Annotated in this window: 12 protein-coding genes and 1 pseudogene; 10 read left to right on the top strand and 3 right to left on the bottom strand. The window is 62.4% G+C overall.

Annotated elements, in window-relative coordinates; genetic code table 11:
- Window positions 1-256: pseudogene (locus HX875_RS28370) on the top strand (hypothetical protein); the annotation flags it as partial.
- Window positions 257-453: 197 nt separating this feature from the next.
- Here the strand turns inward: HX875_RS28370 and HX875_RS28365 are convergent.
- Window positions 454-1,383, bottom strand: coding sequence for a LysR substrate-binding domain-containing protein (locus HX875_RS28365; RefSeq protein ID WP_177047830.1), 930 nt, complete (start codon window positions 1,381-1,383; stop codon window positions 454-456).
- A gap of 280 nt (window positions 1,384-1,663) precedes the next feature.
- Between HX875_RS28365 and HX875_RS28360 the strand changes: the two genes are divergently transcribed.
- Window positions 1,664-2,896 carry an MFS transporter gene (locus HX875_RS28360; RefSeq protein ID WP_177047828.1) on the top strand — a complete coding sequence of 411 codons (1,233 nt, stop codon included), beginning with the start codon at window positions 1,664-1,666 and terminating at the stop codon, window positions 2,894-2,896.
- Here HX875_RS28360 and HX875_RS28355 read toward each other — a convergent pair.
- Entirely contained in the window at window positions 2,834-3,748 is a 915-nt protein-coding gene (locus HX875_RS28355; protein WP_177047826.1) for a LysR family transcriptional regulator, read from the bottom strand. The genes HX875_RS28360 and HX875_RS28355 overlap by 63 nt on opposite strands.
- Window positions 3,749-3,862: 114 nt before the next feature.
- Here HX875_RS28355 and HX875_RS28350 point away from each other — a divergent pair, with 114 nt between their 5' ends.
- The 8 genes from HX875_RS28350 (at window position 3,863) to HX875_RS28315 (ending at window position 13,853) form a co-directional block, all read left to right on the top strand.
- Window positions 3,863-4,744, top strand: coding sequence for a HalD/BesD family halogenase (locus tag HX875_RS28350; RefSeq protein ID WP_177047825.1), 882 nt, complete (start codon window positions 3,863-3,865; stop codon window positions 4,742-4,744).
- Window positions 4,745-4,796: 52 nt separating this feature from the next.
- Window positions 4,797-6,020: a M24 family metallopeptidase gene (locus HX875_RS28345; RefSeq protein ID WP_177047823.1), complete on the top strand. Its 1,224-nt coding sequence runs from the start codon at window positions 4,797-4,799 to the stop codon at window positions 6,018-6,020.
- A 434-nt stretch (window positions 6,021-6,454) separates the two neighbouring features.
- Window positions 6,455-8,080 (top strand): ABC transporter substrate-binding protein, encoded by a 1,626-nt coding sequence (locus HX875_RS28340; protein WP_177047820.1) that lies wholly within the window; start codon window positions 6,455-6,457, stop codon window positions 8,078-8,080.
- Window positions 8,081-8,147: 67 nt separating this feature from the next.
- On the top strand, window positions 8,148-9,101 hold the full coding sequence (locus HX875_RS28335) for an ABC transporter permease (protein ID WP_177047818.1): 954 nt from the start codon (window positions 8,148-8,150) through the stop codon (window positions 9,099-9,101).
- A complete protein-coding gene (locus HX875_RS28330) occupies window positions 9,098-9,934 on the top strand; it encodes an ABC transporter permease (RefSeq protein ID WP_177047816.1) in 837 nt (278 codons plus the stop codon). Before HX875_RS28335 ends, HX875_RS28330 begins: the two co-directional genes overlap by 4 nt.
- Before the next feature lie 2 nt (window positions 9,935-9,936).
- A complete protein-coding gene (locus HX875_RS28325; protein WP_177047814.1) occupies window positions 9,937-11,574 on the top strand; it encodes a dipeptide ABC transporter ATP-binding protein in 1,638 nt (545 codons plus the stop codon).
- A gap of 84 nt (window positions 11,575-11,658) precedes the next feature.
- Window positions 11,659-12,828, top strand: coding sequence for a hypothetical protein (locus HX875_RS28320; RefSeq protein ID WP_029615849.1), 1,170 nt, complete (start codon window positions 11,659-11,661; stop codon window positions 12,826-12,828).
- Between the two features lie 149 nt (window positions 12,829-12,977).
- Window positions 12,978-13,853, top strand: a complete 876-nt coding sequence (locus HX875_RS28315) for a LysR substrate-binding domain-containing protein (RefSeq protein ID WP_177047812.1) — start codon at window positions 12,978-12,980, stop codon at window positions 13,851-13,853.
- On the opposite strand, the gene HX875_RS28310 is transcribed toward HX875_RS28315, so the two are convergent.
- Window positions 13,800-15,173 (bottom strand): MFS transporter, encoded by a 1,374-nt coding sequence (locus HX875_RS28310; protein WP_177047810.1) that lies wholly within the window; start codon window positions 15,171-15,173, stop codon window positions 13,800-13,802. The two genes, HX875_RS28315 and HX875_RS28310, sit on opposite strands and share 54 nt — an antisense overlap.
- Window positions 15,174-15,204 lie beyond the last annotated feature (31 nt).

The following is a 15,204-nucleotide window of genomic DNA, read 5'->3' as shown; positions in this document are numbered from 1 at the left end:
ATCAAGATCAAAAGCAGATCAAGTGCACAGCGGCCTGAAAGCCGGCTTGAGTGTGGTGAAGCAAAGGCAAAATCTAAAGCGGGGCACGATCCCCTGTAGGAGCTGGCTTGCCGGCGATGGCATCAACTGGATGTACCTGATGCACCGAGTCGCCTGCATCGCCGGCAAGCCAGCTCCTACAGAAAAGCAGCTTTTGCCTTTGCTTCACCACACTCAGGTCGGCTTTCAGGCCGCCGTGCTCTTGATCTGCTTTTGATCTTGATCTGCGGGCCCCGTCAACCACGATGGCCGGAGTGCGGGCATGCCGAGCCTAGGCGAGGCACCGAGTGGTGGGGCAAAGACCTTTTGGTTACTTTTGGCTGGGCCGGCATTCCGGGCGTTTGCCAAAAGTGACCCGCTGTAAGAGCGGAACCATAAGCGGCCGTTACCTAAATAACGGATATGCACACTGATTCACCCCGCCGCCAAAGAAGGCTCCAACTGCCGCTGAGCCAACCAAATCTCCTCCTGCAACCACCGCGCAAACACCTGCAACTGCGGCGAGTCAGTCTGCTCCGGCCGCGTCACCAACCAATAAGACTGATGCCCCTCCACATGCACATTCAACACCTGCGTCAACTGCCCACTGGCCAACTCCGAAGCCACCATGTGCCAATCCGCAATGGTAATCCCCAACCCATCAATCGCCGCCCGAATCGCCAGGTCCAACAGGTCAAACTCATACCCACCCTCGATATCAACCCCACTGATCCGCGCCGCATCCAGCCAGTGCTTCCACGTCAGATACCGCTGATCCTCCCGCGCCAACACATGCAGCAACGTCATGCGATTCAGATCAATCCCGTCACTCCACTCCCGGGCATACAACGACGGCGCACACACCGCAATATGCCGCTCCTGAATCAACAACGAACTGTCCAACCCATCCCATTCCCCATCGCCAAACCGAATCGCACAATCCAGCGTGCTGGTCTCCGCCAGACTGTCCTGCAAGCGCGTGGTGATGCTCAACTCCAACTCCGGATGCTGCTCGCGCAAGCGCCCCAACCGTGGCATCAACCAGCGACTGGTAAAGGTCGGCGGCGCGTTGATGTGCAACCGATTGGCATGGGACTTCTGCTGGATACTGCGCACCGTCAGCTCGATCTTGTCGAACGACTGATGCAACGCCCGCAGCAACACCCGCCCGGCGCTGGTCAATTCCAGATGGTGGTGACGACGCTCCAACAGCGCCTCGCCCAACTGTTCTTCCAGCTGACGCACCTGGCGGCTGACCGCACTCTGCGTCACGTTCAACAGCTCGGCAGCCCGGGTAAAACTGCCGGTACTGCCGGCGACTTCGAAAGCTTTAAGGGCGTTGAGACCGGGCATTTTGCGTTTCATGGACGACACTCGGGGGCACATGGGAAATAACCTGCACAACATACCTTTTTGTATTGGGTCAGCGGTAGCGCGCTGCGTTGACGGGGAAACAATCCCTCCAGGCACCGAAAGTGTCGTTTATCGACGCAGACCGTCGCTCACGCATAAATAGCCTGCGTATAACGCATGCACACTAAGACAAATAAGCATTGGTCGCCGCCGGACTATAAACGCTAGTCTGCCGATGTATTTCTTATTACTTCGCCCCGCTCTTTCGCGATTAACTTATCGAGTCATCGCCATGTCGAAAGCCCCCGCTTCATCTCGGCGAAGTATTGCCTTGCTCGCACTGGTATTTACCGCGTGCAACGCCACTACCCACGGTTTCAGTGTGTTCCTGTATTCGGCGTTGCTGCCGCAGATCCGCCTGGGGTTTGACCTCAGTTACAGCCAGGCCGCGTTGATTGCCGCGCTGTTGCAGCTGTTCTACATGGGCGCCTCGATTGCCAGCGGCCTGGCGGCGGCGTGGATCAGCCCGCGCAATATGGTGCGCCTGACCATCGTCCTCAGCCCCGCCCTGCTGGCCCTGGCCGTGGCCACGCCGTGGGTGCTGCCGTTTGCCCTGTGCCTGGCGCTGGTGTCGGCCTGTGCGGTGTCGAACTGGAATGCGATTTCGGCCCTGGCCCAGGACGTGATTCCGGCCACGCACCGCAGCCGGGTGCTGGGATTAGCTTCGTCGGGGTCCGCGTTTGCGCTGTGCTTGAACGGGCTGTTGATCGCGCTGTTGCAGGGTTTGTCCTTGCGTCAGTTCTGGCTGATCTGTGCCGGGTTGACGCTGCTGGTCACGCTGCTGACCCTGTGGGCACTGGCCCCGATCAAGGAACCCGCACCGCGTGAGGCCAAGGCGCCCGCGCTGAATCAGGTGCTGCGCCAATGGCTGAAGCTGTGTGTGGCGCAACCGGTGGCGATGCAGATCGTTTTGCTCAGCGCGTTTATCGGCGCCATCAGTGGGCCCTTTCTGAATTTCCTGTCGGCGTTTGTCAGCGAGCAGTTGCAGGCCAGCGCCTCGGTCACCGGGTCGATGTGGACGCTGATCGGCGTCGGCGGGGTCGTCGGCGGCTTGCTGCTGGGCACGCTGGCAGACCGTTGGGGCGCGTTGCGGGTGATGGCCCTGAGTATCGGCGCGTTTGGTCTCAGCATGCTCGGCGTGCTCGGGCACCCCAGCCTGCTGCTGAGCTGGCTGGCGGCCGGGCTGTTCGCGCTGTTTTATTTCCCGTGCTGGGGCTTGATGGCCGCTTACGTCGGCGCCCGGCTCAGCCCGGTGCAGAGCCTGCAAGTGGTGAGCCTGAGCATGGTCAGCTACGGCCTGGCCAGTGCCACCGGCAATGCGCTGTGCGGCTGGCTGCTGCAAGTGACCGGCGAGTTTGCCGTGGTCCACGGCTGGATCGTGGCCTGGGTGCTGGCCAGCCTGTTATTGCTGAAGCGCATGGCCTATCGACAAACTGCCGAGGCGCTGGCTGCCCAGATGCCCTGAGTGGCCCAATTGCCGGCGCAGAATCTCCACCAGCGCATCCACCTCCGGCACCTGGCAACCGGCTGAGCGCCAGAACATCAGGCGCGCCGGGGCGATCGGCGGGAAGCCCTGGCGCTCGTCCAGAATCTGCCAATCGGCCGGCACCAGGCGCCGCGCCATCACGCCCACCGACAGCCCCTGCTCAATCGCGATCGCAATGCCACGCGGGCTCTGGCTGGTGTAGACCACTTGCCACGAGCGTCCGGACTGGGCCAGTGCCTGCACCGCATTCGCACGAAATGCACAGCCCTCGGCGTACACCGCCAAGGGCACTGACTGACGCCCCACGCAGCTCCAACTGGGCGCCGCCACCCACACCAGCGGCTCGTCGCACAGGTATTCCCCAGCCTGCAAACCGGCGTGCTCCACCCCCAGCACCAGGTCCAGTTCGCCCCGTTGCAGGCGCCCCACCAACGCTGTGGACATCTCGCAGCACACGTCGGGCCGTACCTGGGCGAATTGCGCCTGGAAGTCCTTGAGCATCCCGCCCAGGCAATATTCGGCGTAGTCCTCGGGCATGCCCAGGTGGATACACACTTGCTCATTGGGCAACTGCGCGGCGCTGACGGCCTCGCTGTGCAGCTTGAGGATCTGCCGGGCGTAGATCAAAAAGGTTTCGCCACTGGGGGTCAGGCCCACCGAGCGGCTGGTGCGGCGGATCAGCGGCGTGCCGACGATGTCTTCCAGGCGTTGCAGGCTCTGGCTGACGGTGGATTGGGTCTTGTGCAGGCGCTCGGCGGCGGCCGAGAAACCCTGGCACTCGATAATTGCCACAAACACTTTAAGCAGGGTGCCATCCAGTTCGCCCGACATAACTATCGCCCTCCCCGATGGATTCGATCACAACTTGTAATTTCCACTTTGCACCTCGTTCAGCAACTATCGGTCCAGCCAGAAAACACCAACTGATAGTTCCGGGAGTCTTGCATGAGCCTTCAACTTGCTGACGCTGAAGTGGGCGATATCAGCGACATTATTAATACCGAGCTGTATCCCATACATGATTCGGGCCATGTGCAATTACAGGCCCTGATCGAACACGCCCGGGCGGAACTGGCCGAAGACGGTTGCTGCCTGCTGAAGAACTTCCTGCGCCCCGCAGCGCTGGAACAGGCACGCCTGGAAGGCCTGGCGCTGTCGGGCAAGACGTTTTATTCGGTGCGCAAGGTCAATGCCTACTTCACCGAAGACGACACCACCCTGCCCCAGGATGACCCGCGCCGCACGTTCATGGAGCGCACCAGCGGGTTTGTGACCCGCGACATGATCGCCCCGGACGCGATCATTCACCGGCTATACGTGTCGCCGATGATGAAACGCTTTATCGGCGCCTGCCTCAATGAGCCGGAAATCTTCGAGTACGCCGACCCGTTCGCGGGGCTGGTGATCAACGTGATGCCCGACGGCACCGAGCAGCCCTGGCACTTCGATACCAACGAATTCATCGTCAGCATGATGACCCAGAAGCCCGAGGCGGGCGGCCTGTTCGAGTACGCGCCGATGATTCGCTCCCGCACCCAGGAGAACCTCGGCGCAGTGGGCAAGGTGGTGCGCGGCGAAGACCGTTCGCGGGTGCAGGAACTGGAGCTCAACCCGGGCGATTTGCAGATCTTCAAGGGCCGTTTCTCGGTGCACCGCGTCACCCGCGTGGAAGGCGCCACCGAGCGCAACACGGCGATCTTCGCCTACTCCGAAAAGCCCGGAATCATTGGCCGCGCCCAACGCACCAAGCAGCTTTACGGACGCCTGTCCGAAGCCCATCTGCAAGCCGAACGCAACCTGGTGCGCAGCGACCAGTTGCTCGACTGATTCACCCCCTCAAAAAACTAAAAACCCGTATTTGCCCTGCGAGGAACACCCCATGAGTCTGTCCGGCGCCAACCGCAACCCCGCCGATTGTGAACCTACCTATGACGAGATCCAGCAGATCCAGCTGGACCGCCTGCAACGGGTGCGCAACGAACTGAAGAAGCGCGACTACGCCGCCTGCGTGCTGTTCGATCCCACCCACATGCGCTACGCCACCGGCTCGCGCAACATGCAGGTGTACTCGGCGCGCAACCCGGCCCGCTATGCGTTTATCCCGGCTGAAGGCCCGGTGGTGGTGTTCGAATTCGGCGGCTGCCTGCACCTGGCCGAAACCCTCAACACCGTCGACGAAGTACGCCCGGCCAAAGCCATCTCCTATTACTTCTGCGAAAGTTTCCTGGGCAATGTCACCGCCGACTGGGCTGCCGAAATCGATGAGCTGGTGCGCAAATGTGGCGGCGGCAAACGCATCGCCATTGAAAGCGCGACCTCGGCCGCGGCCTTCGAACTGCAAAAGCTCGGCTATCAGATTTTTGATGCCCAGGAGCCGCTGGAACGCGCGCGCTGCATCAAGGTGCCGAACGAGCTGAAGATGATCCGCGCCAGCCTGCGCGCCACCGAAGCCGGGGTGCGGCTGATGGAAAGCAAACTCACCCCCGGCATCAGCGAAAACGAACTGTGGTCGCACCTGCACCAGCATGTGATTGCCACCGACGGCGATTACGTCGAGACCCGCCTGCTGTCCTCCGGCCCGCGCACCAACCCGTGGTTCCAGGAATGCAGCACCCGGCCCATTGAGGCCGGCGACCTGGTAGCGCTGGACACCGACGTGGTCGGGCGTTTCGGCTACTACGCCGACTTCTCGCGCACCTTTCTCTGCGGCGAACAGGCCGCCACCGCCAAGCAGCAGGAGCTGTACAAGCTGGCCTACGAGCAAGTGCAAACCAACATGGAAATGCTCAAGGCCGGGCGCAGTTTCAAGGAGTACGCGGAACTGGCCTGGAAGATTCCCGAGCATTACAAAAACAACCGTTACTTCGCCCTGGTGCACGGGGTGGGCATGACCGGTGAATACCCCTACGTGGTGCACCGCGAAGACATCGATGCCCTGGGCTACGACGGCGTGTTCGAAGCCGGCATGACCATCTGCGTGGAAAGCTACATCGGCCACGATGACGGCGGCGAAGGGGTGAAGCTGGAAGAGCAGATCTACATCCACGAACACGGTATCGAGCTGCTCTCCGATTACCCGTTCGACCCGCGCTTGTTGCGCTGACCACCAGGATACAAACACCCCCGTAGCAGCTGTCGAGCCTTGGCGAGGCTGCGTAGCGGTGTATCAGGCAAACCGCAAACGCAGCCTCGCCAAGGCTCGACAGCTGCTACGCATGAGTAAGTTTGGGCCATACGCATGAATGGCTTTAGATCGATGGGTGGGCTTGGGATCGGTGAGTAACATGCGTTTATAGAACGTTCCAACGCAGAATTTGTCGTTTGTCGATCTTTGCGCAAATGACAAAACTGCGGGCATCTCTAATAAAAACAACATGAGAGCTGCCCTATGTCCTATCCCATTGCCACCCTCCCGACTTCGTTGCGCCTTGTTCTCCTGCCGGCTTCACAGAGGTCCCGGCTGCGCCTTCGCGGCGCTTGCCACTGACCCTTGCGGTTCAACAAAAAAACGCACATTCGCAAGTACCGGAGAGGCTTATGAAAGACTTGACTACCCTGGACGGCGCCGCGCCGCATCCCGCCGTAAATGATCTGTGTGCCCAAGTGCAAAGCGGCGAAATCAACCGCCGCCAGTTCCTGCGCACGGCCGCGCTGCTGGGCATTACCGTCGCCAGCGCCAGCACCTTTCTCGGCTCCGCACTGCTGGGTAACAACGCCCAGGCCGCCGAGCCGCGCCAGGGCGGCAGCCTGCGGTTTGCCTGCGCGATCCAGGAAATCCAGGACCCGATGCTGATCACCTGGATCGAAGCCTCGAACCTGTTGCGCAACTCGGTGGAATACCTGACCTGGGTCGACGCCGACAACATCACCCACCCGTACCTCGCCGAGAGCTGGAGCCCGTCGGAAGACCTCACCACCTGGACCTTCAACCTGCGCCAGAACGTGAAGTGGAGCAACGGCGACACCTTCAACGTGGATGACGTGCAGCACAACATCGAACGCTGGATCGCCGCCGACTCCAAGTCGGTGAACCGCACCGCGTTCCAGGACATCAAGGCCTTCGAGAAAGTCAGTGAGTTCCAGTTCCGCCTGGTGCTCAAGCGGCCGATCCTGGCGATCCCGGAAATGCTCAACGCCTTCACCTGCGCCATCGTGCACCGCAGCTTCAAGGCCGGAGATGACTGGGCGAAAAACCCGCTGGGCACCGGGCCGTTCAAGCTGACGTCGTTCGCCGTGAACAAGCAGGCGACCTTCGCCAAGCGCGCCGATTACTGGGGCAAGCCGGCGAATCTCGACGAGCTGCGTTATGTCGACATGGGCACCGACGTGTCCACGCACCTCGCCGCCCTGCAAGCCGGGCAAGTGGACGTGCTGTACCGCGTGACCGTGGCCGAGCTGGACCTGGCCAAGCGTCTGCCCGGCGCGCAACTGCTCACCTGCAAATCCGCGCAAACCGTGGTGATGCGCATGGCCTGCGACCAGAAGCCGTTCACCGACCTGCGCATTCGCAAGGCCGTGGTGTTGTGCGCCGACAACGCGCAGATGCTGAAGATCGCCTATCGCGGCATGGGTACCCTCGGTGAAGACCACCATGTGGCGCCCTCCCACCCCGAATATTTCCCGCTGCCCAAGCGCAACCGCGATGTGGCGGCGGCGAAGAAGCTGTTGGCCGAGGCCGGTTTCCCGAACGGCATCGATATCGACCTGATCGTCGGCAACACCCAGGGCCGCTACGAGCAAGACTGCGCGCAGATCCTGCAACAGAACTGCCTGGAGGCCGGGATCCGCATCAACCTCAAAGTGATCCCAGCCGCGCAGTACTGGCCGATCTGGGACAAGGCCGCCTTCAGCCTCACCTACTGGGCCCATCGCCCGCTCGGCGTGATGTCCCTGGAGCTGGCCTACCGTGGCGGCGGCGCCTGGAACGAAAGCCACTACAGCGACCCGGCGTTCGATGCCGCGCTGGACAAGGCCATGGGCATCATCGACCCGAAACAGCGCGCAGTGGCGATGGAAGACGTCGAGCGCATCCTGCAGGACGCCTGCGTGATCGTGCAGCCGTTCTGGGGCGACAAGTTCACCGCCGTGAGCAAAAAGGTCCAGGGCTTCCAGGTGCACCCTTCCGACTTCTACCCAATGGACAGTGTGTGGATGAGCGCTTGATTTAGCCGCGCCCTCCTCCCTGCCCGCACGCGGGCAGGCATCCCTTGAACAGTCGGAGCATGCACCCATGGCTCATTTTCTGATGCGCAAGTTATTGGCGCTGGTGGCAACCCTGCTGTCGGTGTCACTGATCGTGTTCCTGGCCCTGGAACTGAATATCGAAGACGTGGCGATCAACGTCCTCGGCCCCTACTCCGCCGCCGACCAGCGTGCGGCGTGGCTGGTGGAACACGGCTACAACCAACCCTTTGTGTGGCGCTACCTGGTGTGGCTCAAGGATTTTGTCAGCGGCGACTGGGGCACCTCGGTGTACTTTCGCGAATCGGTGATCAAGCTGCTGCTGCCCAACCTCGCGCAAACCCTGACCCTGGCCGGCCTGGCGCTGCTGGTGATGGTGCCGGTGGCGTTGACCCTGGGCGTGCTCGCCGGGATTCGCCAGGGCTCGGCGCTGGACCGGCTGGTGTCGTTCCTGTCGATCGTCACCACCTCGATTCCCGACTTCGCCAGCGCAGTGTTCGTGTCGGCGATCTTCGTGTTCTGGCTCAACTGGCTGCCCGGCGTGAGCAGCATGAGTGACGGCTTCAGCGCCGTGCAGCTGGTGCTGCCCTTGATGGTGCTGTGCCTGTTCGGCATCGGCTACCTGGCGCGGATCACCCGGGCCTCGATGGTGGAAGTGATGCAGGCGCCGTACATCCGTACCGCGCGGCTCAAGGGTGCGTCCACCTCACGCATCGTGCTGCGTCACGCCCTGCGCAATGTGCTGATCGCGCCGGTCACGGTGATCATGCTGTACATCCCGTGGCTGCTGTCCAACGTGATCGTGGTGGAGGTGTTCTTCGCCTACAAGGGCTTCGGCTCGCTGCTGTACACCGCCTCGCTGAACCATGACGTGTACCTGATCGAAGCCTGCGCGATGGTCAGTGCCGTGGTGGTGGGCATCACCAAGATCTTCTCGGACCTGGCCTACACCTGGCTCAACCCGCGCATCACCCTGCGCAGTCTCGGCGGAGGTGCCCAATGAACCTGCTGCATTCCTTCAAACATCCTTTGGCGCTGCTGGGTTTGCTGCTGGTGGGTGGCTGGGTGTTGATCGCGCTGTTCGCGCCGTGGATCGCGCCCCATGACCCGCTGGAAAGCTTCACCCCGCTGCTGACCCCGATGACCACCGGCGACAACGGCCAGAGCTTTCTGCTGGGCACCGACATGATTGGCCGTGACATTCTCTCGCGGCTGATCTGGGGCACCCGCACCGTGTTGTTCTGGTCGATCCTCGCCACCCTCACCGCCTTTGCCGTGGGCATCGCCATGGGCCTGTGCGCCGGTTACTTCAACGGTTGGGTCGACAACGTGCTGTCGTATGTGGCCGACACCGTGCTGTCGTTCCCGGTGCTGGTGTTGTACATCGTGATCATCATCGCCCTCGGTGCTTCGGCGCTGAATATCCTGATTGCGGTGACGTTCACCAGCGCGCCGGCGATCTTCCGGATCATGCGCGCCCTGACCATCGACATCCGCTCCCGGGACTACGTGCTCAGCGCCATCACCCAGGGCGAAGGTTCGCTGCGGATCATGCTGGTGGAAATCCTGCCCAACTGTGGCGGGCCGCTGATCGTCGATTTCTGCCTGCGCATCGGCTACACCGCGATCATGATCGGCGCCCTGGGTTTCCTCGGCCTCGGCCTGCCGCCACCCACACCCGACTGGGGCGGCATGATCAACGACGGCCGCGCCATGGCCATCGCCTTCCCGCACCTGGTGATCTTCCCGTGCATCGCCATCTCCACCCTGATGCTGGGCCTGAGCCTGTTGGCGGACGGTCTGGATGAACACGCCCAGAAAGGCGCAAGGAGTTGAGCATGAACCACACACAAGTGCTGCGGGTAGAGAACCTGTCCATCGAACTGCCCGCCGGCGCCGACCGCAGCCATGCGGTGCAGGGCATCAGCCTGGACGTGCGCAAGGGCGAAATCCTCTGCGTGATTGGTGAGTCCGGCTCGGGTAAGTCGGTGCTGTCGGCGGCGATCATGGGCGACTACGCCAAGGGGTTGCGGCATACCGAAGGCGTGATCGACTTTCTCGGCGATGATATTTGCACCCTCGATGAGGAACGGTTGCGCCAGTTGCGGGGCAATCGCATCGCGATGATTTTCCAGGAGCCGATGGCCGCGCTGAACCCGGCGATCCGCATCGGCACGCAAGTGGAAGAGATCTTCGATATTCACGCGCCACAGATGCCGGCGGCCGAACGTCGCGAGCGCATGCTGGCGTTGCTGGAATCGACCCACCTGCCGGACCCGCCACGCATCGCCAACAGCTTTCCCCATCAACTGTCCGGCGGCCAATGCCAGCGGGTGGTGATCGCCATGGCCCTGGCGATGAACCCGGACCTGCTGATCGCCGACGAACCCACCACCGCGCTGGACGTGACCACCCAGGCCCAGGTGCTGAAGCTGGTGCGTGAACTGCGCGGTCGCGGGCAGCACGGCATTCTGTTTATCACCCATGACTTCGGTGTGGTGGCGCAGATTGCCGACCGTATCGCCGTGATGGAAGGCGGCCGGCTGGTGGAAATCGGCGAGCGCGACCAGGTGCTGAATGCCCCGGCCCACGCCTACACCCGCAAGCTGATCGCCGCCGTGCCGGCGCTGCATCCGGAGTTGCACACGCCGAGTGCCGACGGCGAGCTTGCCTTGCGCATCGAGCACCTGACCAAGACCTACACCGTCGGCGGCAGCTCCGTGGCGGCCTTGCGCAACGTCTCGCTGCAACTGCCACGGGGCAAGACCCTGGCGATTGTTGGCGAATCCGGCTCGGGCAAAAGCACCCTGGTTAAGGCCGCGATCCGTTTAGTGGACAGCGACAGCGGCCACGTGTGGGTCGGCGACACCGATTTCCTGGCCCTGCGCGGCTCTGCACTGGCGGCGAATCGGCGGCGCATCCAGATGATTTTCCAGGACCCGTACGGCTCCCTCAATCCTCGGCACCGGGTGGGCGACATCATCGCCCGCGCCGCGCAGTTGCGCGGGTTGTCGGCCAAGGATGCATGGGCCGAAGCCGGTGACCTGCTGGAACAGGTAGGCCTCAAGCGTGACGCCCTCAAGCGCAAGCCCCGGCAGTTCTCCGGTGGCCAGCGGCAGCGCATCGGCATCGCCCGCGCCCTGGCGATGCGCCCGGAAGTGTTGATCGCCGATGAGAGCGTGTCGGCCCTCGATGTGTCGGTGCAAAAGCAGGTGCTGGAGCTGCTGGCCGAACTGCAGCAGCGGCTGAACCTGAGCATCCTGTTCATCACCCACGACCTGCGGGTGGCGGCGCAGATCAGCGACTACATCGCGGTGATGCGCCAGGGCGAAGTGGTCGAGTACGGCACTGCCGAGCAAGTGCTGCTGCGGCCGCAGAACACCTACACCCAGACCTTGCTGGCCGCCGCCCCCGGCGCCTCGGAGCTGCCTGCCGCCGGCCCGCCGCTGCGGCTGATTCGCCCCCAGGCCCAGTGAGTCAACCCTTTACCCCGCGTCGCAGCGTTCGTTGCGGCAAGGGGCTGCTGTTGCCAGAAAATAACCAATAACGAGAGCAAAACCATGCGACCAACCCTTCGATACATCGCTCTGGTCCCTGTGCTCGGCGCCCTTGCGGCACCGGCCATGGCCATTCAAGTCACCGACAACCTGGACCTCGGTGGCGCCGTGCGCGCCCGTTGGGACTACGACCCGGATCGCGGCATCCAGAAGTTCGGCCTCGACACCGCGTTCCTCAGCGCCAAGTACAACTCCGACACCTGGATCGGCGAGGCGCAGTACCGGTTCTACGGGCGCTCGTACCCGTACCAGTACACCAAGAACTACGGCGATATCCAGTTCGCCAAGTTCGCCTGGGTGGGCTACAAGTTCAACCCCGACCAGCAGGTGCAGGTGGGTCTGAACACCGTGCCGTTTGGCTTGCAACCGTACTTCGGCAGCACCTTCTACGAAACCCTGGGCAACGTCATTGGCCTGGAAGATGTGCAGCAGGTCGGCGCCAAGTACATCCAGCAAAGCGGCGACTGGAACATCCAGGCCGGTTACTACCTGCGCCCGGCGTGGCAAGGCAAAGGCACCAGCAAGGGTGTGACCTATTCCAGCGTGATCTCCGAGGCCGACAGCTACGTCGGCGACGGCAGCAACAACCAGGAACGCAACACCGTGGTGGTACGGGTGGCCAAGGCCATGGACCTGGGTAACTGGAAGTCGGAAGTCGGGCTGTCCGGCCTGACCTCCACCCTGGAAAACAAAGACACCAACAACGATGGCCGGCGCAACGCCGTGGCGATCCACTACCTGGGCAAAAACGGACCGTGGGGCGTGCAATTGCAGGCGGCGCGGCAGCAGATGTCACCGCGTAACCCCGGCACCGACAGCGTGGTGACGCTGGGCGGTTACGACGGCACGTTCAACGTGGCCAGCCGGGGTAATTTGTATGTCGCGGACCTGAGCTATGACGTGGGCGGCAAGTACCTGTTTGACCAGATCAGCGGCGTGAAGCTGTATGCCAACTACAGTGCGTTTGACAAGTCCGAGGACCAGTTCAAGACCTCGCAGCGGGTGATTCTGGGTACTTCGTTTTCGGTCAGCAAATTGTGGGTGGCCACGGAGTGGTTGATCGGCAAGAACGATCCGTATATTGGTGGGAGCAGCTATACCGAGAGTCTGGGGGCTGGGGGGAGTAACCAGTGGGAGAATCAGTTGTATATGAACATTGGGTACTACTTCTGACTTAAGCTCTGTAGCGCTTCAACTGGCCTCATCGCAGGCAAGCCAGCTCCCACATTTCGATCGGCGCCGCGGTCAAAATGTGGGAGCTGGCTTGCCTGCGATAGCGTCAGTACCAACACCATAAAAACAATAAGTGTGGAATCCCTTTCATGCGCCAACTGCCCTCCCTCAACATGCTTCGGGTCTTCGAAGAAGTCGCCCGCCACCGCAGCTTCAGCCAGGCGGCCGTGGGCCTCAACGTCACCCAGGGCGCCGTCAGCCGCCAGATCAAACAACTGGAGGACTACCTCGGCGTCGCCCTCTTCATCCGCACGCCCCAGGGCCTGTCCCTGACCGAAGCCGGCTTCGCCCTCTCCCCGCACCTGAGCGACGCCTTCGACCATATCGAACGCGCCTTGCAAGCCGTACGAGTACCCAACCTGCGCCAACGCCTGCGCATCGTCGCCCCGCCGACCTGGGCCACCCGCTGGCTGTCCGCACACCTGCGCCGGTTTTGCGAGCGCTACCCCGACATCAACCTCAGCGTCACCCACCAGAACAGCCACGCGAGCCTGGCGGAAATCGACTGCCAGATCCGCTTCGGCCTGGAAGCGGCCCCCCATTGCAGCAGTGAACTGTTGGTGATGGAACGGCACATCGCCGTGGCCAGCCCGGAACTGTTCGCCGACGGCCAGCCACCCGACCTGCGGCGCTTCCCGCTGCTGCACATCCTGCACGACGGCAAGCGTTTGAAGGTCTGGGAAAACTGGCTGGCGGCCATGGGCCGGGACGATATCGATGCAGAACAGGGCCTGGAATTCAGCACCCTGGACCAGGTGATCCACACCGCACTGGCCGGCGGTGGGCTGGCGGTGATCGACCGGCAGATGATCGAACGCGAGTTGGCCAATGGCAGCCTGCTGCCGATCACCCCGGTTGAGGTGATCGGCCCGTACGGCTATTGGCTGGATGTGGCGAGTGACAAGCAGGGATTATCCAAGGTTCGGTTGTTTACGCAGTGGTTGAACCGGGTTAGCAATCCCTGACACCGGTGGCTCGGCCTTGCACGCCTGGCTCAAAGTCAGCGCCTTGGTTTCCGGCGCCCAGGCCCAGGAGATGATTGCGCCCAACACCAGGATCGCGGCGAGGATGCCCATGGTCGGGCTCAGGCCGATCCCGGCCACGCTCACCGGCAACAGGAAGGTACTGACTGCCGAACCCAGCCGGCTGACCGCCGTGGCCAGCCCGATGCCGCTGGCCCGCACTTCAGTAGGGAAGCTCTCCGCCGGGAATACACCCACCAGGTTGCTCACCGCCGACAGCACCAGGGTGAACACGCCGAACGTCAGCACCATCAGCCACGCCATGCTGCCCGGCAATACCGCCAGCAGGAACAGCGCCGCCGCAAGGACGATGAACGAGTTGATCAGGAAGCCGCGCCGGGAGAATTTCACGGTGCACCAGATGCCAATCAACGCGCCGATGATCAGCAGCAGGTTGAGCATCAGCTCCGTGCCAAAACCTTCGGCCAGTCCCATCTTCTGCAGGATCGACGGCAGGAAGGTGTAGATGGCGAAGTACGGCATCACGATGCACACGAAGAACAGGCAGTTGAACGCGGTGCGCTTGCGGTATTCGCGGCTGAACAGCACGCCGTAGCCGGAGCGGGTTTGCGTCGACGGTTCTTCATCGAGTACCACATGCTCGCCCAGGTGCTTTTTGACGATGGCACGAGCCTCGGCAATCCGGCCTTGATTGACCAGCCAACGCGGTGATTCGGGGGTGCCGATGCGGGCGATCAGAATCAGCCCGGCGGGAATTGCCGACGATGCGAGCATCCAGCGCCAGGCATCATCACCGAGGCTGAGCATGGCGGTGCCGACGAAAGTCGCGGCCACGTAGCCAACGGTCCACACCACGCTGAAAGAGCCCAGCAGCACCCCGCGATGTTTCTTCGGCGAGAACTCGGCGAGCATGGCGTGGCCGACGCTGAAGTCGCCGCCCAGGCCGATGCCGATCAGCACCCGACAGAGGAACAGGCCCATGGCGGTTTCGGCATAGAACTGCATCACCGAGGCAACGGTGATCAGAATGAAGCTGACCAGGAAGATCTTCTGCCGGCCGAGGGTGTCGGAGATCCAGCCGAAAAACAGGCTGCCCATGAACAAGCCGATCAGGGCGGAGGCGCCGATCAGGCCTTGCCAGAAGGCGTCCAGCTGCATCTGTGGGCTGAGCAAGGTGAAGGCAATGCCGATCAGGCCAAGGATGTAGCCGTCGGTGAAGTGCGCGCCGAAGGTCAGGCCGGCGATTTTAAGGTGGAAGCGACCGATTGGCAGGTCGTCGATTTTGATCGATTGAGTGGACATGGTGTTCTCCCTATTTTTGTTTTTGACGGAG

It is taken from the genome of Pseudomonas yamanorum, from assembly GCF_013386765.1.
In the GTDB taxonomy this organism is placed as follows: Bacteria; Pseudomonadota; Gammaproteobacteria; order Pseudomonadales; family Pseudomonadaceae; genus Aquipseudomonas; species Aquipseudomonas yamanorum_A.
This window is presented reverse-complemented; position numbering and strand designations above follow the sequence as displayed.

What these genes read in the sequence shown, in the direction of transcription:
- HX875_RS28365 (WP_177047830.1), bottom strand. Translation starts at nt 1,383, where the DNA reads ATGAAACGCAAAATGCCCGGTCTCAACGCCCTTAAAGCTTTCGAAGTC.
- HX875_RS28360 (WP_177047828.1), top strand. Translation starts at nt 1,664, where the DNA reads ATGTCGAAAGCCCCCGCTTCATCTCGGCGAAGTATTGCCTTGCTCGCA.
- HX875_RS28355 (WP_177047826.1), bottom strand. Translation starts at nt 3,748, where the DNA reads ATGTCGGGCGAACTGGATGGCACCCTGCTTAAAGTGTTTGTGGCAATT.
- HX875_RS28350 (WP_177047825.1), top strand. Translation starts at nt 3,863, where the DNA reads ATGAGCCTTCAACTTGCTGACGCTGAAGTGGGCGATATCAGCGACATT.
- HX875_RS28345 (WP_177047823.1), top strand. Translation starts at nt 4,797, where the DNA reads ATGAGTCTGTCCGGCGCCAACCGCAACCCCGCCGATTGTGAACCTACC.
- HX875_RS28340 (WP_177047820.1), top strand. Translation starts at nt 6,455, where the DNA reads ATGAAAGACTTGACTACCCTGGACGGCGCCGCGCCGCATCCCGCCGTA.
- HX875_RS28335 (WP_177047818.1), top strand. Translation starts at nt 8,148, where the DNA reads ATGGCTCATTTTCTGATGCGCAAGTTATTGGCGCTGGTGGCAACCCTG.
- HX875_RS28330 (WP_177047816.1), top strand. Translation starts at nt 9,098, where the DNA reads ATGAACCTGCTGCATTCCTTCAAACATCCTTTGGCGCTGCTGGGTTTG.
- HX875_RS28325 (WP_177047814.1), top strand. Translation starts at nt 9,937, where the DNA reads ATGAACCACACACAAGTGCTGCGGGTAGAGAACCTGTCCATCGAACTG.
- HX875_RS28320 (WP_029615849.1), top strand. Translation starts at nt 11,659, where the DNA reads ATGCGACCAACCCTTCGATACATCGCTCTGGTCCCTGTGCTCGGCGCC.
- HX875_RS28315 (WP_177047812.1), top strand. Translation starts at nt 12,978, where the DNA reads ATGCGCCAACTGCCCTCCCTCAACATGCTTCGGGTCTTCGAAGAAGTC.
- HX875_RS28310 (WP_177047810.1), bottom strand. Translation starts at nt 15,173, where the DNA reads ATGTCCACTCAATCGATCAAAATCGACGACCTGCCAATCGGTCGCTTC.